The sequence below is a fragment of the Thermaerobacillus caldiproteolyticus genome (genome assembly GCF_013761245.1).
In the GTDB taxonomy this organism is placed as follows: Bacteria; Bacillota; Bacilli; order Bacillales; family Anoxybacillaceae; genus Thermaerobacillus; species Thermaerobacillus caldiproteolyticus.
Genome location: NZ_JACDUT010000001.1, coordinates 475,453 through 494,807 on the forward strand (window position 1 = coordinate 475,453; position 19,355 = coordinate 494,807).

Below are 19,355 nucleotides of genomic sequence, written 5' to 3' on the forward strand. Positions count from 1 at the left end.
GGATCGGTGGGTATTCCTTTCTCACTAATCATTCTTTACATATTCTTTCTTTGAAGATACAACTCATGTATTGTTTCTGAAGAATTCCTCTTTTTTTCTGCCTTCATGGAACAAGCCCTTATGAATAGAAGTGACATCATGGGATCGGTGTTCTTTTCATTTTATATATATTCTCTCTAATGAGGATGCCCAAAAGCTTTTACTTTTGGGCATCCACTTTTCACGTTACATCACTGTTTCATAAACGGCCACCAATTGGCGTTTCCAAACGTTTTTACCATAACAGGAACGAATAATGGCAAAACGACAAGCGCATACAAGACTAATCCGGTTAATACAATGGTTGCAATTTCCAAAAGCGATAACACTCCAGACGGATACATCGCCGCAAACGTTCCACCTAAAATGACAGCGGCGGAAATAATGACCGTTCCCATGTTGCGCATCGCCAAAAGCATTGCCTCTTGTACCGGTTTGTCTCTATATTCGTTAAAGCGATCCATAAGGAAAATGCTATAGTCAATGCCCAAGGCGATTAAAATAACAAACGCGAAGAACGGAACCGCCCAGTTAATGCCATCATAACCTAGCCATTGTACAAAAATAAGCTCGGTTACCGCCATGGAGGTGTAATACGTTAAAATAAGCGATAAAATTAAATAGATCGGCATAACAAATGAACGAAGCAATGCAATTAAAATCAAAGCAATTCCAATTAACATCAAAACAACAGTACGAGAATAGTCTTTTGCCGAAATCTCATGCAAATCGGAATAAATGCTTGTCACACCACCGACAGCTACTTTCGCATTCTCTAGTTTCGTCTCTTTGACTGCACGCTCTACGGCTTGCTTAATATCATCAATTTGGTTCATCGCTGCTGTCGAATACGGATTTTTCTTGAACACGACATCAAATGTTACGACTTTCCCATCTTTAGACATATATACCTCTTTTGCTTGGGCAAACTCTTTGCTGTCAAGCACTTGTTTCGGCATATACCACCCGGTCATTTCCTCATCCGGCGAAGAGGAAAGCTCAGACAAATAATTTTCGGCAGAACCAAGACCATTTGCTACTTGACGGAGCCCATCCGCGCTTTTATCGAGTCCCGTAATTAGCTGATTCATTTGCCCGTCAAGTTGGGAAAATCCATTTAACAGCTGTTCCTGGACAGCGTTGAGTTGACTTAATCCATTTGACAACTGCGGCAATTGGTGGATAATTTGCTGTTGGCCATCCGCCGCTTTTTCCATGCCTTGCTGCAGTTTTTCAAGACCGTTAATCAGCTTCGTCATGCCATCGATCAGTGCTTTTTGTCCGGCAATCAATTGGGCAAACGAGCCATTTGCTTGACGAACGCCATCGCTTACTTGACGAAGGGCATCGTTAACTTGTTGAAATCCAACCGCCATTTGTTTCGATTGTTGCGTTAGTTGGAAGGCCGCCATTTTCACTTGTTGATACTCACGGTCTTGCTGCAATTCTTGGTGATTTTGTTCAATATGATTCAACGATTCGTTCATCGCTGATAGTTGTTGCGATAATGCGTTGACCCCTGTTTCCATATTCTCGTATTGTTCAAGAAGCGAAGATAAGCTAGAACCTGCTGTTTCGTACCCTTGCAACAATTGTTGCGCACCGGCTAACAGTTTCTTGGCATTGGTGTGAATGTCCTCTAATCCTTTCTTGATGTCACCCGCCCCCATAGAGCCATTGCGAATGCCTTGTTCAATTTGCGAAAGTCCCTTTTGCAGATCGCCAACCCCTGACTTTAATTCGTTCGTTCCTGATACAAGCACCTGAATACCGCTTGTGGCTTGCTTTAGTTTCGGCGCCGAAGCGGAAAGTTGCTCGCTTGCTTTGTTCAATCCGGAACTAATTTGTTCAATTCCTTTATTTCCTTGCCCGAGACCTTCTTTTAAGCTTTTCGCTTGTTCCGCCACAAATAATTGTTGAATCGGCTCTCCTGTTGGTCTTGTAACTGAGCGCACTTTGTCAACTCCGTCGACCTTTTCAACTTCGCGGCTCACTTTTTCAATGAGCGCAAAATATTCAGGCTCATTCATGTTTTCATCATTTTTCATGACAATTTGTGTCGGCATCGCTTCGCCTGGATTAAAACTTTTGGCAATAATGTTAAATGCTTTTACCGATGCATAGTCATCACCGATTTCCTCAAGGGAGTTAAACGATAAATCCCCATCATATGTCAACAAAACAGGAAGAGAAATAACCGCCACAATCAATAAGGCAGCAAGCGGTCTTGCAAACGAAAAGCGTCCGGCAAAATCCCATAGTTTACTTTGTTTATGCTCCAGCTTCCCTTTGGCCGGCCAAAATAATTTTGGACCAAGCACTGCCATAAAGAATGGCACGAGTGTCATGAGCGCCACAAGTAAAATCGCCACCCCTACCGCTACCGCGGCAGCCGACTGATACAATTTAAACGTCGATAACCCAATGGCCGCGAACCCGATCATCACCGCAAATCCGCTAAATAACACCGTTTTTCCAGCGGTACGATACGTCGCGACAATCGCGTCGGTTCGACTTTCGTGTTGCGATAATTCTTCTTTAAACCGGCTCAGCAACAAAATACAATAATCGGTCCCAATCCCGAACAACACCGCGACTAAAAATGTCTGCGTAAACGTGGACAGCGGAAAGTTCACATTGTCGACTAAAAACGCAACGAGCGATTGGGAAGCCAAATACGTCATCCCGACGGTGAGAAGCGGAACAAATGGAGCGACAAACGAGCGAAACACCACAAAAAGCACGACTAAAATGAACACAACCGTAATACCTTCTGTTTTCTTTAATCCTGCTTGTGAGCTAGCCACAACATCTTCATCAATCATCCAACTGCTTGTGTAATAATGGGCTAATGAAATATCATCAATCGCCTTGTAAAGGGCGCTGCTCATTTCTTTCGCACTTCGTCCATTTCGCTCCATGTGAATTGATGTTAATATCGTCGTTCCGTCTTTCGAAACAAGTTCATCCTTCAATTCTTTTTCTTTGACAGGAGAAACAATCTCCGTAATCCCTAACTTTCCTTTGTTGTTTTCAAGCTCTCGAATCGCTTTTTCGGCTTCCTTCCAATCTTTATCATCCAAGCGACCGTCGCGATGAAACACGAGCGCAACGGTAACTTCGTTGCCTTTCTGTTCTTTTTTCTGCACGTCATGTAAAATTTCGGTTGCCAACGAGGAAGAATATCCTTTTGGAACGGTAATTTGTCCCTTTTCACGGACAAGCTCCGCCATATTCGGCGCTGTCATCATCAACACAACAACACTAGCGACCCATGCAAGCAAAACGAACCATTTTCCTTTCACGATGGCCCTCATTGTGTTTCCTCCAACTCTTGTAAAATTCTTGCTAGTTTTTCATACGTTTGAATAAATGATTCAATTTCTTGTTCCGAAAATTTCATTATGAGCGATTCGACTAATTTATGAATTTTTTCTTCTGTTTTTACGAACCATTCGTTTCCTTTTTCGGTTAGCGTTAAATAGACGACACGCCTGTCGTTTTCATCGCGCGTTCGTTGAATCAGTCCTTTATCAACAAGACGGTTCATCATCGCTGTGATCGCACTTTTGTTTACGCCAAACACCGATGCTAATTCTGTTGAAGTGCATGTTTCCCGTTTCTTCACGTAACGTAAAAGATAATACTGGTCGTTTGTCATATCTTCGTCGATTTCACACTTCACTAATGCTGCCGCTTTTTTCGTCACCAAAAACGAAACAGAAAGATACCGCTCAATGAGCACATTAATTTTTTCCCTTTGCAAAATCTCACCTCTTCCACAAAAATAGTTCAACTATTTAACTATTAAACAATTTAACTATGTAGATGGAAAAAGTCAACGGAAAAGATTTTTATTTACAAAATAACGGTATAACAATGAAAAAGTGAGACGATGAAGAATAAAATAAGAACTCACAAACACACATTCGTACCAAGACTATCTTCAATAGGAAGGACACTGGAAACTGATCGACAGCATCCCTTACAACATGAGTCCCTCCCAACTTGGGAGCATCAATTTGCTGTAGGGGAATTATCATTTTTGTTGCGTTCTTATTTTCTGAATAAAAATTGCTATGCAGCGATCGCTCCCTTTGATGTCCGATTTGCGCTAGACGATGATTACGAACATGCAACCAATGTCGTTCATTATCATTTGTCATAAACACCAATTAACCCAAAATGGATGTTTAGGCGCTCGGGTGCTCATTGTGGAGGTACTATCATCGTCCGCCGTCCTAAAAGATCGAAATGAAAAATTTAAACTATATGTGCACTTCGATGCTCAAGAATACTGAATTGCAGATCCCATTTATCGGACGATAGAAGCGTTTAGACTAGAGGACGGATTTTTCAAAAAAAGAGAAACGTTTGGCATAGGACAACAACTAACGTGTCTTTTGTTTTTCCTGATTTCACGTTCGAAGCGAATTCGATATTTTTTCAAACATAAAAAAGGATGTCGCCATATCATCTCGGTCGGCATCCTTTCATGGTTATAATTACTTTTCCCATATCACGCGGCAATATCGCGTTTCCGAAAAATGAGCCAAGTGAAACTATTAAATACAATAAAATAAACAAATAGCATTAGGATGGAAAATGACATCGTCATTCCTTTCACAAGCGGAACTCCATCAATGTATCGTAGCAAATCGGTATTAGCAAATAACAAATATTTCGCCCATTTAAATTTCATCGCCAGCAACGCTGTCACTTCCGTACCGACAAACATAAGAAAAATCGCCAAACCAATCGCAAGAGAACTGTTGCGGAATATTGCGGATATCATAAAGGCAAACGTTGTCATCATCACAAGGGTGGCACAATTCAGCCCATATACACGTATAACATGGAACAACATATTTGTTTCAACGACGTTTCCATTTTGATACGCTAGATATGGCGTACGAATATGGTCGATTCCAAAAACAATGGCACTGATGATAGACGAAAACATCAGTAACAACAGCAGCATGCAGAAAGCAAATAAAAGAGTCGCTGCATACTTTGACAGTAAAATTTTTGAACGGCTTGCCGGACGAATTAACAGCAGCTTAATCGTCCCCCATGAAAATTCACTGGCAATACTTCCCGCGGCAACAATAATCGTAAATAGAGTAATGAGCTGAATCATATCCGCTGAATTAACCATATATCCCCAAAACGAATTGGAAGGAACCGGCCTTATATCATGTTCAAGGCGATATTCATTAATTTTCAACTGCTGTTCTAAGTGGTTTTTATACATCTTAGGTAGTTTTTCGTCTGAAAGCTGCTCCTTAAGTGTTTGAATCTCCGAGGCAACTCCCGCCTTCCAATTTTGCTGTTCTTTATGTGTTGCTTTTGTAATCAATGCTCCTGCCAATGTCGCCAAAGCAAGCAGCCCGATCATAAACCATGTGCTTATTCTCCTATAAATTTTCATATTTTCGTTTTGAATCAATGAGATGATACTAGGCAATTTCGTTTCCTCCCGTCATTTCTAAAAATCTTTCTTCTAACGATTTCGTCATCGTTTGAATACCATACACTTTTACATGTTCAGACACTAACATCGCATTTAAGCGAGGAATTTCCTCATAATCTATGGAAACTTCAATTCCCTGATTAGTAGGTTTCATGTTGATACTAGAATATGCCCTTTTAATAATGCTTAACGCTTGCTCCACGGGCTCAACCGTAATCAGCACCTTTTGAGCTTGCTTCGACAGCTCTTGAACCGATTCGATTCCTACTAATCTTCCATGTTGAATAATAGCAAACCGATCGCACATCATTTCCATTTCTGAGAGAAGATGACTCGAAACAATCACCGCTAATCCTTCCTGTTTTGCCAGCTTACGCAAATAGTCGCGTATTTCGCGAATGCCAGCAGGATCAAGTCCATTCGTCGGCTCATCTAAAATAAGTAAGGAAGGTTTATGCAGCAAAGCTTGCGCTAATCCTAATCGCTGTCTCATTCCAAGCGAGTACGTTTTCACTTTGTCATGAATTCGTTTTTCCAAGCCGACCAGCTTGACAACCTCATCGATTCGCTCCTTTGTTACTCCTTTTGCCATTCGCGCATAGTGCAGTAAATTTTGATAACCCGTTAAAAATTTATACATCTCCGGATTTTCCACAATGGCTCCAACATGTTGTATCGCTTTTTCAAAGTCTTTTTTAATACTGATTCCATTAATCAGCACTTCACCGCTAGTCATTCCCATCAGTCCTACAATCATGCGAATCGTTGTCGTTTTTCCCGCCCCGTTTGGTCCGAGAAAACCAAACACTTCTCCGGCAAATACTTCCAATGATAAATCGTGAATAATTGTTTTCTTTCCAATATCTTTCCTTACATTCTTTAGTTGTAGCAGCGGTTTCATTGTTTTTCTTCTCCTTCGTAAATTTTTTTAAGCCAGCCAGCGACACTGCAACGACTCTTTTCTCTTAATTCGTCCACGAAAGCTCGTTCCACCACTTTTCCGTCACGAAGAAAAATGACTTCATCTAACAAGCTCTCCACCTCATCGACTTCATGCGTGGTCATAACAATAGTCTGTTTTTCTAAATCAACAAACGATATCAATCCCTTAATAATCAATTCACGAACCATCGGATCCAGTCCCGATAACGGTTCATCCATAAGCAAAACCGGTACTTCTCTTGCCAAAGCAAAGGCGATTTTCGCTCGACCGCGACCTCCTTTTGACAAATGTTTTAGTTTTTTTACCGGTTCTATTTGCATAAAGTCCAGTATGTCACGTGCTTTTTCCATATTGAAATCCATAAATTGAGAAGCGTAAAACTCCAGCATATCTTGAACGGTAAATCCGTCATAGTAAGCATCCAGTTCTGATAAATATGCGACATTTCTACCTATTCTTCTTGTCACCTCATGTCCGTCAACGAAGACTTTCCCGTTCGTCGGAAACACCAATCCGGCAATTAACTTTAAAAAGGTCGATTTTCCGCTTCCGTTCGCTCCAAGTACCCCAATGATTTTCCCTTTTTCCATGCTCAACGATATATCGTCTAACGCGACGACATTGCCGTACTTTTTCGTCACATTTTTCAATTGAATCATTGTTTATACCCCCTCTCCCTGACTGAAGTCTTTTAACGAAGCAACAATTTCATCAATCGTAAACCCTAATTCTTTCATATTTCGCACAAAATCTGACATAATTTCTTGTTTCAGTTGCTCTCTCAATCGTTTGATCACTTCCTCATTTTCCGTCACAAACGTTCCTTGGCCGCGCCGCGTTTCCACAATTCCCATCCTTTCCAGTTCACTGTACGTGCGCTGTATCGTATTCGGATTCACACCTGTTTGCACCGCCATTTCCCTCACCGACGGCAGCTTGTCTCCCGCTTTCCATTCGTTTCGTACAATTTTTTTGTTAACTTTCTCCATTATTTGCATATATATCGGTTTCGTTGCATCGAACTCCTCGGTCATCACGCTTACACCTCAACTTTTCTGTCAATTAACCAAGCAGATAAAAGAAATAGCCCAATAGCGATACACGCATAGTAAACAAGTACACCGAGTGGAAAATATTCTGTTTTTTCCAATATCACATGTTTTCCATTCATCACCATGGTGTTGATAAATTCAATGTCGAAATACCCCCATTTTGTTAATCGATCATATAAAGCAGTTTTTCCAAACCAATTCTCTAACCACGCAAACAAAACAATGATAATAGAAGTCATTATAATACCCAGCTTTGGTGCAAACTGTTTGCATAAGCGGTACACCGTCCAACAAAATACCAACCAAATTGCGATACAAATGGAAAGAAAAACAATATTTCCCGCAACAATCAGTCCGCTATTTAGTACAAGCATAGAATCCCATGTTTCCTTCGCTATATACGAGCCTCGTAATTGCACAAACCCTACGTATGCAAATATTCCAGCAACAAGAAAAGAAACTAGGAATCCCACTACGCCAACGAATAGCTTTGCACCTAATAAGCGAAAAGCTGATTGCGAAGTGTGCATCCATAAATGTAAGTGTCTTGACTCTATTTGTAAACTGACAAACATAAAGAAAGCTACATAAAAAACATGAAAAGCTACAATCACTATAGATGGAACAAACAGAATTCCCGGATCACCATACTTTAGCGAAAAAGCATATGCAATCAAATTACTAATCACAACAAACCCAACACTTCCGAAAATCCACAGTCTGGAAATACGAAATTCCTTTTTTAAAAGACCAACCCACGGATTCATGCTGTATCCCCCTAATATTAGTGAATTAGTGTTCTAGTCACATAGTACACTAATATTTAAAAAATGTAAATACATCTTTTTCCTTTTTTCATACACATAAACGATCAAAAATCGTCGTATGCTTAAACAAAGAAAACAAGACAAATAAAAAAGATGCCGTATAATCGCGCTAGATCGATATTCAACGCTATTCCACATCTCGAAATATCTCGCTACTGTGTCCATACTCCTGATGACAGAATCAAATGCTACTCCTACTCCATGATCGTTTCGGCATAAACGGTTCCTTCTTCTAACACGTTTTGACGAACAATTTGATGATGCAGGTCAACGATCTAGCACTCCATTGTCCCCTATAATAAATATCTGAAATCTGTCTTATAAGTAGGCGGACTGGCTACTTTTATCGCGACAATCGGAAGCTCTTTGTATCCGTCAATAACCTTCACCGGCCGTTCACAATCAACTGCTGCATCGGGCTGGACAAACTCGTTCATCATTTCCCTATTATGTTCTAGCTTCACGGACCCTTGCATGTACTTTTTCTTTAATTAGTAAAACGATTTGGTGTTCTAACACGGGGAACGGAGACATATTCACCGCTTCATACATACACGTCACCCCTTGCCAATGGTTTTGTTTCCTCCATGATTTTCCGTATTTTGAATGACATAAATTTCAATCGTTTATTTACCGGTAAAGAAGTGCAAAAACACTAACAGCTTATTAGTACGCGGAATATCAATAATGCGGTATACTTTCCAGATCCTCTTTTTTGTACTCATACATCCACTCTCACTTTCTATCTCCTTTCTATAAAACGTAACGCACAGCATAAAAGCAGCCCCCACGTTATGCTTCCGCATAAAATGGGGGCTTACTTTTATCCGCGCAATGTCGCGCCGAATTGTTTTTCAACTGCTTTGATGACTTGTTCGTGTACGGCTGTCACTTCTTCGTCTGTCAATGTGCGTTCTGGGTCGAAGTAACGGAGGGAGAAGGCAATGGACTTTTTGCCATCAGGTAGACGGTCGCCTTTGTACACGTCGAAAATCGTTACTTCTTTCAGCAATTCGCCGCCTGCTTCGATGATTGCTTGTTGAATATCCCCTGCAATCACTTGCTCATCAACAACAAGAGCAATATCACGTGTGATCGATGGGAAGCGTGGAATTAGCGAGTAGCGAATGTCCTCCACTTCTGCGTTCAACAAGTCGGTCAAGGCTAATTCAAAAACGTACGTTTCTTTTACATCATAGTCTTTTTGCACGCGTGGATGCAATTGACCGACAAAGCCGATTACGTTCCCGTCAAGCAAAATATCTGCCGTGCGTCCCGGATGCATATGCTCGCGTTTTGCTTGCTTATATTCAATGCGTTGTTCTAAGCCAAGCAGATGGAATAATCCATCAAGAATTCCTTTGACGACATAAAAATCAACCGCTTTTTTCTCCCCTTGCCATAGATTTGCGTGCCATAAGCCAGTGATCGCTCCAGCTAAACGTTCTTTTTCTTCTGGAAGTTCATGTGCATCTTTTGTTAAATACACCGCACCTGTTTCGTACACTGCAACGTTTTCCACTTGACGCGCACGGTTATAGCTGACAACTTCGAGCAAATGCGGCAGTAAGCTTTGACGAAGAACACTGCGCTCTTCGCTCATCGGAAGCGCCAAGCGAATCGGTTTTGCTGTTTCTAAAGCGAACATCGTCGCTTTTGCTTCACTTGTTAAGGAGTACGTAATCGCTTGGAATAGACCGACATCTTCTAAATAACGGCGCACTTTGCGGCGTTTTGCTTGATACGACGTCAGTTTTCCCGGCTTGGATTCCGCAATCGGCAACGTTGCCGGCAAGCGGTCATAGCCATACAATCTCGCTACTTCTTCGATAATATCTTCTTCAATAGAAATATCGCGACGACGTGATGGAACGGTAATCGTAAATATTTCGTTATCTTCGGTAAAGGCGAATTGTAAGTTCGTTAAAATCGTTGCGACTTCCTCTTTTGTAATGTTCGTGCCAAGCACTCGATTGATGCGGTCAAGTGTAATGGTAACCGTCACTTTTTCTTGCTTGAGCGTATTCACTTCGACGACGCCACCAACCACCTCTCCGCCAGCATACTCGACCATTAACGCAGCCGCGCGGTCTAACGCCTCCTTTGTACGCGCCGGATCAATGCCTTTTTCAAAACGCGTGCTTGCTTCACTGCGCAAGCCGTGGTCTTTTGACGCTTTTCGAATCGTCGCGCTTGTAAAATAAGCAGACTCAATAAACACGGTCGTTGTGTCGTTTTGTACTTCGGAATTGGCTCCACCCATGACACCGGCAAGCGCGACAGGCTCTGTTCCGTTTGTAATGACGAGATGGTCTTCCGTTAACGTTCGTTCCGTATCATCCAGTGTAATGATGGTTTCACCTGCTTTGGCACGGCGCACTAAAATCTCTTTGGAGCCGAGACGGTCATAATCGAACGCATGAAGCGGTTGGCCGTACTCAAGCAAAATATAGTTCGTAATATCAACGACATTGTTATGCGGGCGAATGCCGGCTGCCATTAAGCGTGTTTGCATCCAAAGCGGTGATGGTCCGATTTTTACATTTTTCACAATGCGTCCTGCGTATAACGGATTGTCTTCCGTCGCTTCGACGCGCACGGATATATAATCATGAACGTTTTCATCATTTTCGTGAAGCTCGATGGTTGGCAGCTTCACATCCCGGCCTAAAATCGCCGCCACTTCATAGGCAACACCGATCATGCTTAAGCAATCAGCGCGGTTTGGTGTCAAGCCAAGCTCTAATACTTCATCGTCTAAGTTTAATAGCTCTAATGCATCCGCGCCAACGGGAGCATCGCTTGGAAAGACGAAAATTCCGTCTGCATATTCTTTCGGAACAAGTTTTGATTCAACGCCAAGTTCCTGAAGCGAACAAATCATCCCATTCGATTCTTCGCCGCGCAATTTTGCCCGCTTAATTTTGAAGTTGCCTGGCAATACTGCTCCGACTTTGGCAACGGCGACTTTTTGTCCTTTTGCGACATTCGGGGCACCGCAAATAATTTGTACTGGTTCTCCTTCGCCGATATCGACGAGGCATTTGCTTAATTTATCGGCATTGGGATGCTGCTCGCGTTCAAGCACATGTCCAACGACAACCCCTTTTGCCCCTTTATTTAATATTTCTACACTTTCCACTTCAATGCCGCTTTTTGTAATTCGATCAGCTAATTCTTTTACGGTGATTCCCGTTAAATCAACATATTCTTGTAACCATTTATATGAAACAAACATCGTTTAACCCTCCCTTTTACACACGATGAAATTGTTGCAAGAAACGGATATCATTTTGATAGAAATGGCGAATGTCGTCAATGCCGTATTTCAACATGGCGATGCGCTCCGGTCCCATTCCAAACGCAAAGCCCGTGTATTTTTTCGAGTCAAAGCCTGCCATTTCAAGAACGTTAGGATGAACCATACCCGCACCTAAAATTTCAATCCAGCCTGTTCCTTTACATACATTACAGCCATGCCCGCCACAATTGAAACAAGAAACGTCTACCTCTACAGATGGCTCAGTGAATGGGAAAAAGCTTGGACGGAAGCGAATGTCACGGTCTTCCCCGAACATTTTGCGGGCAAACTCGCGAAGCGTTCCTTTTAAATCGCTCATGCGAATGTTTTCATCGACAACAAGCCCCTCAATTTGTGTAAATTGATGAGAGTGCGTCGCATCGTCGTTGTCGCGGCGATACACTTTTCCCGGACAAATAATTTTGACTGGACCGCGTCCTTGATGCTTTTCCATCGTGCGCGCTTGCACTGGTGACGTATGGGTACGAAGCAAAATTTCTTCGGTAATATAGAACGAATCTTGCATATCGCGCGCCGGATGGCCTTTTGGCAAGTTCAACGCTTCAAAATTGTAATAGTCTTTCTCGACTTCCGGTCCCTCGGCAATCGTATAGCCCATGCCGATAAATAAGTCTTCGATTTCTTCAATGACCCGTGTAAGCGGGTGATGATTCCCCAGTTTCACAGGACGTCCTGGAAGTGTTACGTCAATCGCCTCGGAAGCTAATTTTTTCTCAACTTCTTCTTGTTCTAATTTCGCTTGTTTTTCTTCTAATGCAGATTGGATTGCTTCGCGCACTTCATTCACTAGCGCTCCCATAATCGGACGCTCTTCCGGAGATAATTTTCCCATGCCACGAAGCACTTCCGTAATCGGCCCTTTTTTGCCAAGATAAGCGACTCGAACGTCATTAAGCGCTTTTAAATCGCTTGCTGCTATGATTTTCTCAAGCGCTTCTTGTTGAAGTTGTTGTAATCGTTCTTTCATGTGCTACTCCTCCTTTTTTCAAATAAAAAACTCGCCCCTCAAACAAGGGACGAGTGAAATCGCGGTACCACCCTTCTTAACAGCGCAAAAAAGCACTGTTCACTTCATTGGGATAACGGACGTTGCCGGAACACCTTTACATTCTACTGCTGTAGAATGGTCCAAGTGTCAACTCCAGAGGTGAATTCACTTGCTTCTACCATAAAAACGCTCCCAGTCTACGGCGTTTTCTCCCTGGATGGCGAGTGGCAAGCTACTCTTCTCTATCATCGTTGTTTTCCTTATTTCGCTATTTTTATATTATAGGCAAACAAAAGGAGCGTTGCAACCTCTATCTGTGCAAATAGTCTTATCTCATCGCCGCACTTCCACCATATCAGCTGTTCGATTAAACGAACCAAAAGCCGCTCTAGTATTTTATCTTGGCGAGATTGTCCTTCTTTGAGGCTGGCAACGTCCCACTTTAACACTGCAACATCTTCTTTTACTTGTTTCATGTATTCTTACAATTGAACAGTGTCTATCTTCATTGTTTCATATGCGTGTTTTGTACGTCGAAATGTTCAATAATCAGGCTTCATTTCATCCATACCGGTCGTTTTTTAGGCTATCCGCGCAAATAATAAAGCAAAATTCCCGTGGCAACGGCAACATTCAATGACTCGGATTTACCGTAAATCGGGATATATAAATTTTTCGTAGTCATCTGAAGCAGTTCTTTGTTGACACCGCTGCCTTCATTTCCGACAAGAAGGGCAAACGGCTCGTTCGGCTTCACTTGTTTATAATCTTCTCCGTTTTCTAACGCTGTACCGTAAATACGGACTTGCTGCTCTTTTAATGTGTGTATCCACTCACGAAGGTTTCCGCGAATAATCGGAAGGTGGAACAGCGAGCCTTGTGTGGCGCGAATAACTTTCGGATTGTACAAGTCAACACAGCCTTCTCCGAGAATGACGGCATCTATTCCTGCCGCATCGGCAGTACGAATCATTGTCCCGACATTTCCAGGGTCTTGCACCGCATCGATCAATAACACATTCGCTTTTCCCCAATCGATTTGTTCATATGTAAATTGTTTGCACACAGCAGCGATTCCTTGTGGCGTTTCTGTATCGCTAATTGTCTTCATAATTTCTTCTGTTACTATCGTAATCGGGAGGTTATCCACATCCCAATTTGGCGGAATTTCTTTTTTCTCCTCTAAAATGATTTCCACCATGTGAATACCGCTTTTTAACGCTTCCTCGACTAAATGAAACCCTTCAATGATAAACAAGCCGGTTTTTTCCCGTTCTTTCTTTGTTAATAGCTTTTTCCACTGTTTAACTTGTGGATTTTTTGTTGATTCAATTCGTTTCAAATCGAATTCTCCTTTGCTTTTTACGTGTCTGTATACATAATAAACGAAAATCGAGCAAAAAATAAACGTGTAATACATAATTAGCGAGGTGAATCAGATGGACTTAAATTTGCGCCATGCAATTATGCAAAATGTAGCCAACAACACAAAAGAACAATTAGAAGATACGATTGTCGACGCGATCCAACAAGGAGAGGAAAAATATTTGCCAGGTCTCGGCGTTTTCTTTGAAGCAATTTGGAATCATTCGACTGAACAGCAAAAAGAGATGATGCTTGCCACACTAGAGCAAGCCGTGAAGAAATAGCCGCCGCAAAATGCGGTGGCTTTTTGTTTTGATGAAGAAAAAAGGGTGATTTGACGCTATAGGTCCCTTCTTTCCCGCTTTTTTACTAAACACACCACCATCAAACAATTGAGGGAATGATTAAGTAAAATGGCGGGATGATTGAATTCTAAGGAATTATCAAGACAAGGCAAACACTCCTGACAAAGCAAAGAGCTATCTGGTGCTTTTCTTTTCACGTTTTTTATATTCATGGACCTCTCTTTTAATGTCAATATGTTTCTCAGCCGTGAGAATAGATGTTTTCTTCCTGCTATTCCATTCAATCACCGCTTGCCATTGAGCATTCTGCTGCAAAAGCGATCCACCTATCGAAGCTCTACCAGAGGTTTCGAGTATATCATCTTCGGTTAATCTCTGACCTTTTTTCTGTCCTGCCATCAGCACTCGCGATTTTATAGTTTAGTTCAATGTACTGACAGAATCAATATCAATACAATCTGTTGCTCTTCCCGATTACCAGTTTGTGTTTCCTTTACTCCTTCGTATCAATTCCCCCGCCAGTGAAAACAATGAGTTTTTGCGAACATCCGACTAATAAAACAAACATCAAAGTCACAAACGCCTTTTTGCCATTGCTTTTACTCTCCAACAGCTATTTTTAATAATTTTGATTTTACCTTCTTACTCCATAACGCCTCTGCGTCATTCGTTTCATCGTTTCCTAATAGCGACAATCCCATCATCTTTCCTTTATAGCCATTACTCGAATACGCTTATAATCAGCAATCCACGTTCCTTCTTTACATAAATATGGTCTTAGCCTATCTTTAAGATCTTCGTAAAGTAAAACCTTTTCAGATGAATCCATTCCGGTAAAAAAATCACCAGCAAAACTGTCCAGCCAGTAATTTAACCCCTTATCTTGATCAGGTAGTGGAGTGGGGCGGTCGAAATGACTAGCATAGAGAACACGAAATCCATGTTTTTCAAGCAAACTGCTATACTCTCCTATACTTGGAAAATACCAAGGATTTCTTTCTGTTGCATCAATCCCATAATTTTGAAATAAAACATCTGCTATCGCCTGAACAACCGTCTCTACGTTTCCTTTTCCTCCAAACTCAGCGACAAATCTTCCGCCTACACGTAATGCCAACGCTATCGATTCCACTGCCTTTGCTGCTTGTTTCATCCAGTGCAAAGCGGCATTGGAGAATACAGCATCATACTCTTCATTTGTGCGAAATGATTCACCATTGTCAATCACAAATTGAATATTTTTATATTTTGTCCGAGCTTTTTCAATCATTTCCGAGGATAAGTCCATTCCGATAACAGTGGCACCTGACTTTGAAATTTCATAAGCAAGATCTCCTGTGCCGCAGCCTAAATCAAGAATTTTCTCCCCTTTTTTTGGATTGAGCAGCTCAATAAGGTCTTTTCCTAAATCGGATACAAAAGATAATTTTTCATCATATACATCAGCATTCCACACATTGTGAGAAACCACCTGTCCTCTTCTCCCCTCAGATTAAAATAATCTACACAAAAAAATTTCGAATATTCATTCTTTTTTGTTGATTATAGCAAAAATTAATAATGACAAAAAGAAAAAGCCGGCATTTATTACCGGCTTTTTCTTTACTCATCAAATGTAATTTCCTTCACTTTTTTCTCATCCAAACGTTTAATCGCTTCAACAAGAAGTTTCACCGTATTTTCATAATCTTCGCGGTGAAGTATGGCTGCATGTGAGTGGATGTAGCGCGTTGGAATTGCGATCGTTAACGATGGAACACCGCTTGCAGTCATATGAATCGCCCCGGCGTCTGTACCACCACCCGGCATCGTGTCAAAATGGTATGGAATATTTAGTTCTTCTGCTACCTCAATGACAAATTCGCGCAATCCTCGATGTGACACAAGCGTCGCATCGTATAACACGATGTGAGGACCAGCTCCGAGCTTGCCCATTGCTTCCTTCTCAGAAACTCCAGGCATGTCCCCGGCGACACCGACATCGACAGCAAACGCAATATCCGGCTGGATGAAGTTTGCCGATGTTTTCGCACCGCGTAAACCGACTTCTTCTTGTACTGTACCGACACCGTATACAACGTTCGGATGCTCGACATCTTTTAATTGTTTTAATACATCGATTGCAATTGCGCAACCAATGCGGTTATCCCATGCTTTGGCGAGGAGCATTTTTTCGTTATTCATGACGGTAAATTCGAAATACGGAACGATCGAATCCCCCGGGCGCACCCCCCATTCCATTGCTTCATCACGACTTGAAGCGCCAATATCGATAAACATATCCTTGATTTCAACCGGTTTTTTGCGCGCTTCCGGCGGTAAAATATGCGGTGGCTTAGAGCCAATGACCCCCGTAATGTCGCCTTTTCTCGTCATGATTGTAACACGTTGGGCGAGCATCACTTGTCCCCACCAACCGCCTAACGGTTGAAAGCGGATAAATCCTTTTTCATCAATTTGTGTGACCATAAAACCGACTTCGTCTAAATGGCCAGCAACCATAATTTTCGGTCCATCTGCTTTTCCTTTCTTCTTCGCCACTAAACTGCCAAGACCGTCTGTCGTCACTTCATCAGCATAAGGCGTTATGTATTTTTTCATTACCTCGCGCACTTCGCGTTCATTGCCCGGCACACCTTTTGCGTCAGTGAGGTCTTTTAACATCGTTAATGTTTCATCTAGTCTCGCCATCATTAAACCCCTTTCATTCGTTTTCCACATTCAGTATATCCAAAACGCGCAAAAATGTACAAAATTTGTTAATAATTCTGATTTTGCCGCTCATGATTGACTTCATTTTTGTGAATGTATGCTTGCTCGATTTGTTCAGATGTAAATCCTAATTGCGTCCCAAGCTGTAAATACGTTGTGAATAAACGTTTATAGGACTCTAGTGATTTCGCCTTATTAAATTCATTTGCCGCTTGAAAAACGCGCAAAAACTGTTCCACAAGTGAATAGCGTTCGTCTTCATCTTCTTCCACAGTATGAATAAAATTACATTCGATTCCAAGCGACAAAATAAAATGCAGCCCATCCACATATTCCTCGAGCACTTTTTCCATAGGAGCCGCAGGTTTGACACTCCAGAACTTAAAGCATCTCGTTTCATTGGCAAGTTCACCAATTTCCACAAGAAGGGCCAATATCTTTTTCTCGACTAAGTTTTCCTCTTGCAACCCATGTTGTGTCTCAATGCGCTTATCTAATTGTCGTTGCAGTGAGTAAAGTTTTTGCAAGTCCATGTTTCTCTCCCCCATTACTGATAGAAAATAAAATAGACAATAACATCAAGAAAAGCAAGTAGAGGCAATCCATAGCGAAACAAGCGATGTTTCGTTTTATGATGAAACAGATGCATGCCAATCGTTGTCCCAATCGCACCGCCAATGAGCGAAACGCACCAAATCGTGCTTTCGGCGATGCGCCATTTTCTTTTTCTCGCTTTTTGCTTGTCAATGGCCATGATAAAACATCCGAGAATATTGATAAAAAACATGTATAAAGTCATGATCTTCCCTACCTTACAAAAAATGACCATCCCCACAACCGAGAATGGCCATCTGTCTAGCTTCAGCGACTAGCAGCTTGAGGGCAAATCACTTTCTCCCTTGAGATGACAAGCACCTCTGCGGGTAAAAAGCATTACCCTCACACTTAAACAGGTCGCCTCCGCTTTTATCATTCGTTTATTTATTATTTATTTAAGTTCGCTTTTGCAAGGTCTGCTAGTTGTGCGAATGCAGCTGCATCGTTCACCGCTAAGTCCGCCAACATTTTACGGTTTACTTCCACACCCGCTAATTTTAAACCATGCATAAAGCGGCTGTAAGAAAGACCATGCATACGAGCTGCTGCGTTAATACGCGTAATCCAAAGTTTGCGGAAGTCGCGTTTTCTTTGACGACGGTCGCGGTACGCGTACATCAAAGATTTCATTACTTGTTGGTTTGCAACTCTATATAAACGATGTTTAGAACCGAAATAGCCTTTTGCAAGTTTAAGAATTTTTTTGCGACGTCTGCGCGTTACTGTTCCACCTTTTACACGTGGCATGTGTATTCCCTCCTACGATTTATGTTTCGTTTCTGAAATTATTTTAAGTTATCAAGCATTTGACGAATGCGTTTGAAATCACCAGAAGATACTAATGTCGCTTTGCGAAGTTTACGTTTTTGTTTTTGCGTTTTGTTTGCGAATAAGTGGCTAGTAAACGCATGAGAACGTTTTAGCTTACCAGTACCAGTTTTTTTGAAACGCTTAGCAGAGCCTCGATGAGTTTTCATTTTTGGCATAGGGTGTTCCTCCTCGTTCGATTATTTATCGTTTTTCGGTGCTAGTACTAAAAACATGCTGCGACCGTCCATTTTCGGTGCAGACTCAACGATGCTAATATCAGCACACGCTTCAGAAAAGCGATCTAATACACGTTGACCGATTTCTTTATGCGTAATCGCCCGTCCTTTAAAACGAATCGTCGCTTTTACTTTATCGCCTTTTTCAAGGAACTTGCGCGCATTGCGGAGCTTCGTGTTAAAGTCGTGCTCCTCAATCGTTGGACTCAAGCGCACTTCTTTCACATTAATAACTTTTTGCTTTTTGCGCGCTTCTTTTTCCTTCTTTTGTTGCTCGAAGCGGAACTTACCGTAATCCATAATGCGGCATACCGGCGGTTTCGCGTTCGGAGCCACCATCACTAAATCCAGATTCATTCTTGCGGCAATTTCGAGCGCCTCTTGTTTCGATTTGATTCCTAGTTGTTCACCGTTTGGATCAATTAAGCGGACTTCGCGTGCACGAATGTTTTCGTTAATGATAAAATCTTTGCTAATAACTAGCCACCTCCAAGGTTTATTCACGAATCACTTGTTTGCTTATTGCACCCCTCTGTTACAGTTTTTTCTAATAAAAAAGTGTGAGTGCATACGACACCCACACTGATTACGATCAAATACATGCGCAAACCGTAACAACCTGTTAACAGCTAGTAGCGTCAATCAGGTGAGAAGCGGGTGCTTCTGCTTTTGTCACAAACAAGTAT

General features: G+C 41.8%; 22 protein-coding genes and 2 other annotated features. Of the genes, 2 read left to right on the forward strand and 20 right to left on the reverse strand.

The features are described 5' to 3' along the window. Window positions 1-230 precede the first annotated feature (230 nt). Window positions 231-3,356, reverse strand: a complete 3,126-nt coding sequence (locus HNR31_RS02440) for an MMPL family transporter (RefSeq protein ID WP_181554655.1) — start codon at window positions 3,354-3,356, stop codon at window positions 231-233. Beyond that, window positions 3,353-3,805 carry a MarR family winged helix-turn-helix transcriptional regulator gene (locus HNR31_RS02445; protein ID WP_181554656.1) on the reverse strand — a complete coding sequence of 151 codons (453 nt, stop codon included), beginning with the start codon at window positions 3,803-3,805 and terminating at the stop codon, window positions 3,353-3,355. Before HNR31_RS02445 ends, HNR31_RS02440 begins: the two co-directional genes overlap by 4 nt. A 279-nt stretch (window positions 3,806-4,084) precedes the next feature. Between HNR31_RS02445 and HNR31_RS18545 the strand changes: the two genes are divergently transcribed. Further along, complete coding sequence (locus HNR31_RS18545) at window positions 4,085-4,207, forward strand: hypothetical protein (RefSeq protein ID WP_258560993.1); 123 nt, start codon at window positions 4,085-4,087, stop codon at window positions 4,205-4,207. A 351-nt stretch (window positions 4,208-4,558) separates the two neighbouring features. Here HNR31_RS18545 and HNR31_RS02450 read toward each other — a convergent pair whose 3' ends face one another. The 10 genes from HNR31_RS02450 to HNR31_RS02495 all read right to left on the reverse strand — a co-directional run bounded on the left by HNR31_RS02450 (window position 4,559) and on the right by HNR31_RS02495 (window position 13,986). Continuing rightward, a complete protein-coding gene (locus tag HNR31_RS02450; protein ID WP_181554657.1) occupies window positions 4,559-5,506 on the reverse strand; it encodes an ABC transporter permease in 948 nt (315 codons plus the stop codon). After that, a complete protein-coding gene (locus HNR31_RS02455; RefSeq protein ID WP_181554658.1) occupies window positions 5,499-6,413 on the reverse strand; it encodes an ABC transporter ATP-binding protein in 915 nt (304 codons plus the stop codon). Before HNR31_RS02455 ends, HNR31_RS02450 begins: the two co-directional genes overlap by 8 nt. Beyond that, window positions 6,410-7,114, reverse strand: a complete 705-nt coding sequence (locus HNR31_RS02460) for an ABC transporter ATP-binding protein (RefSeq protein WP_181554659.1) — start codon at window positions 7,112-7,114, stop codon at window positions 6,410-6,412. The genes HNR31_RS02455 and HNR31_RS02460 overlap by 4 nt, the downstream gene beginning before the upstream one ends. 3 nt (window positions 7,115-7,117) lie before the next feature. Next, window positions 7,118-7,489: a GntR family transcriptional regulator gene (locus tag HNR31_RS02465; RefSeq protein ID WP_181554660.1), complete on the reverse strand. Its 372-nt coding sequence runs from the start codon at window positions 7,487-7,489 to the stop codon at window positions 7,118-7,120. Between the two features lie 5 nt (window positions 7,490-7,494). After that, window positions 7,495-8,274 carry a hypothetical protein gene (locus HNR31_RS02470; protein WP_181554661.1) on the reverse strand — a complete coding sequence of 260 codons (780 nt, stop codon included), beginning with the start codon at window positions 8,272-8,274 and terminating at the stop codon, window positions 7,495-7,497. A gap of 353 nt (window positions 8,275-8,627) precedes the next feature. Beyond that, the gene (locus HNR31_RS18550; RefSeq protein ID WP_258560994.1) at window positions 8,628-8,771 is read right to left on the reverse strand and encodes a hypothetical protein; all 144 of its coding nucleotides are present in this window, start codon (window positions 8,769-8,771) and stop codon (window positions 8,628-8,630) included. 386 nt (window positions 8,772-9,157) lie between these two features. Beyond that, window positions 9,158-11,572, reverse strand: coding sequence for a phenylalanine--tRNA ligase subunit beta (pheT, locus tag HNR31_RS02480; protein WP_181554662.1), 2,415 nt, complete (start codon window positions 11,570-11,572; stop codon window positions 9,158-9,160). Between the two features lie 16 nt (window positions 11,573-11,588). Then, window positions 11,589-12,623 carry a phenylalanine--tRNA ligase subunit alpha gene (pheS, locus tag HNR31_RS02485; protein ID WP_181554663.1) on the reverse strand — a complete coding sequence of 345 codons (1,035 nt, stop codon included), beginning with the start codon at window positions 12,621-12,623 and terminating at the stop codon, window positions 11,589-11,591. 42 nt (window positions 12,624-12,665) lie between these two features. Further along, window positions 12,666-12,902: a binding site (T-box leader), on the reverse strand. 2 nt (window positions 12,903-12,904) lie between these two features. Then, the gene (locus HNR31_RS02490; protein WP_181554664.1) at window positions 12,905-13,120 is read right to left on the reverse strand and encodes a hypothetical protein; all 216 of its coding nucleotides are present in this window, start codon (window positions 13,118-13,120) and stop codon (window positions 12,905-12,907) included. 110 nt (window positions 13,121-13,230) lie between these two features. After that, the gene (locus HNR31_RS02495) at window positions 13,231-13,986 is read right to left on the reverse strand and encodes a TrmH family RNA methyltransferase (RefSeq protein ID WP_181554665.1); all 756 of its coding nucleotides are present in this window, start codon (window positions 13,984-13,986) and stop codon (window positions 13,231-13,233) included. Between the two features lie 97 nt (window positions 13,987-14,083). Here HNR31_RS02495 and sspI point away from each other — a divergent pair, with 97 nt between their 5' ends. Next, window positions 14,084-14,293 carry a small acid-soluble spore protein SspI gene (gene sspI, locus HNR31_RS02500; protein WP_181554666.1) on the forward strand — a complete coding sequence of 70 codons (210 nt, stop codon included), beginning with the start codon at window positions 14,084-14,086 and terminating at the stop codon, window positions 14,291-14,293. A gap of 195 nt (window positions 14,294-14,488) precedes the next feature. On the opposite strand, the gene HNR31_RS02505 is transcribed toward sspI, so the two are convergent. From HNR31_RS02505 to infC, 8 genes are all read right to left on the reverse strand, one after another. Then, window positions 14,489-14,713: a hypothetical protein gene (locus tag HNR31_RS02505; RefSeq protein ID WP_181554667.1), complete on the reverse strand. Its 225-nt coding sequence runs from the start codon at window positions 14,711-14,713 to the stop codon at window positions 14,489-14,491. A gap of 301 nt (window positions 14,714-15,014) precedes the next feature. Further along, complete coding sequence (locus tag HNR31_RS02510) at window positions 15,015-15,785, reverse strand: class I SAM-dependent methyltransferase (RefSeq protein WP_181554668.1); 771 nt, start codon at window positions 15,783-15,785, stop codon at window positions 15,015-15,017. A gap of 131 nt (window positions 15,786-15,916) precedes the next feature. Continuing rightward, complete coding sequence (locus HNR31_RS02515; RefSeq protein ID WP_181554669.1) at window positions 15,917-17,005, reverse strand: M42 family metallopeptidase; 1,089 nt, start codon at window positions 17,003-17,005, stop codon at window positions 15,917-15,919. Between the two features lie 68 nt (window positions 17,006-17,073). Beyond that, a complete protein-coding gene (locus tag HNR31_RS02520; protein ID WP_181554670.1) occupies window positions 17,074-17,559 on the reverse strand; it encodes a dUTP diphosphatase in 486 nt (161 codons plus the stop codon). A gap of 14 nt (window positions 17,560-17,573) precedes the next feature. Beyond that, complete coding sequence (locus HNR31_RS02525; RefSeq protein WP_181554671.1) at window positions 17,574-17,825, reverse strand: DUF1294 domain-containing protein; 252 nt, start codon at window positions 17,823-17,825, stop codon at window positions 17,574-17,576. Between the two features lie 185 nt (window positions 17,826-18,010). After that, complete coding sequence (rplT, locus tag HNR31_RS02530; RefSeq protein ID WP_181554672.1) at window positions 18,011-18,370, reverse strand: 50S ribosomal protein L20; 360 nt, start codon at window positions 18,368-18,370, stop codon at window positions 18,011-18,013. Between the two features lie 38 nt (window positions 18,371-18,408). Next, window positions 18,409-18,609: a 50S ribosomal protein L35 gene (rpmI, locus tag HNR31_RS02535; RefSeq protein ID WP_181554673.1), complete on the reverse strand. Its 201-nt coding sequence runs from the start codon at window positions 18,607-18,609 to the stop codon at window positions 18,409-18,411. A 21-nt stretch (window positions 18,610-18,630) separates the two neighbouring features. Beyond that, the gene (infC, locus tag HNR31_RS02540; protein WP_181554674.1) at window positions 18,631-19,173 is read right to left on the reverse strand and encodes a translation initiation factor IF-3; all 543 of its coding nucleotides are present in this window, start codon (window positions 19,171-19,173) and stop codon (window positions 18,631-18,633) included. A 42-nt stretch (window positions 19,174-19,215) separates the two neighbouring features. Continuing rightward, window positions 19,216-19,344, reverse strand: a sequence feature (ribosomal protein L20 leader region). Window positions 19,345-19,355 lie beyond the last annotated feature (11 nt).

Bases quoted from the DNA above. Each gene is read 5' to 3' on its own strand.
- HNR31_RS02440 (WP_181554655.1), bottom strand. From the start codon at position 3,356: ATGAGGGCCATCGTGAAAGGAAAATGGTTCGTTTTGCTTGCATGGGTC.
- HNR31_RS02455 (WP_181554658.1), bottom strand. From the start codon at position 6,413: ATGAAACCGCTGCTACAACTAAAGAATGTAAGGAAAGATATTGGAAAG.
- HNR31_RS02460 (WP_181554659.1), bottom strand. From the start codon at position 7,114: ATGATTCAATTGAAAAATGTGACGAAAAAGTACGGCAATGTCGTCGCG.
- HNR31_RS02465 (WP_181554660.1), bottom strand. From the start codon at position 7,489: ATGACCGAGGAGTTCGATGCAACGAAACCGATATATATGCAAATAATG.
- HNR31_RS02470 (WP_181554661.1), bottom strand. From the start codon at position 8,274: ATGAATCCGTGGGTTGGTCTTTTAAAAAAGGAATTTCGTATTTCCAGA.
- HNR31_RS18550 (WP_258560994.1), bottom strand. From the start codon at position 8,771: ATGAACGAGTTTGTCCAGCCCGATGCAGCAGTTGATTGTGAACGGCCG.
- pheT (WP_181554662.1), bottom strand. From the start codon at position 11,572: ATGTTTGTTTCATATAAATGGTTACAAGAATATGTTGATTTAACGGGA.
- pheS (WP_181554663.1), bottom strand. From the start codon at position 12,623: ATGAAAGAACGATTACAACAACTTCAACAAGAAGCGCTTGAGAAAATC.
- HNR31_RS02490 (WP_181554664.1), bottom strand. From the start codon at position 13,120: ATGAAACAAGTAAAAGAAGATGTTGCAGTGTTAAAGTGGGACGTTGCC.
- sspI (WP_181554666.1), top strand. From the start codon at position 14,084: ATGGACTTAAATTTGCGCCATGCAATTATGCAAAATGTAGCCAACAAC.
- HNR31_RS02505 (WP_181554667.1), bottom strand. From the start codon at position 14,713: ATGGCAGGACAGAAAAAAGGTCAGAGATTAACCGAAGATGATATACTC.
- HNR31_RS02515 (WP_181554669.1), bottom strand. From the start codon at position 17,005: ATGGCGAGACTAGATGAAACATTAACGATGTTAAAAGACCTCACTGAC.
- HNR31_RS02520 (WP_181554670.1), bottom strand. From the start codon at position 17,559: ATGGACTTGCAAAAACTTTACTCACTGCAACGACAATTAGATAAGCGC.
- HNR31_RS02525 (WP_181554671.1), bottom strand. From the start codon at position 17,825: ATGACTTTATACATGTTTTTTATCAATATTCTCGGATGTTTTATCATG.
- rplT (WP_181554672.1), bottom strand. From the start codon at position 18,370: ATGCCACGTGTAAAAGGTGGAACAGTAACGCGCAGACGTCGCAAAAAA.
- rpmI (WP_181554673.1), bottom strand. From the start codon at position 18,609: ATGCCAAAAATGAAAACTCATCGAGGCTCTGCTAAGCGTTTCAAAAAA.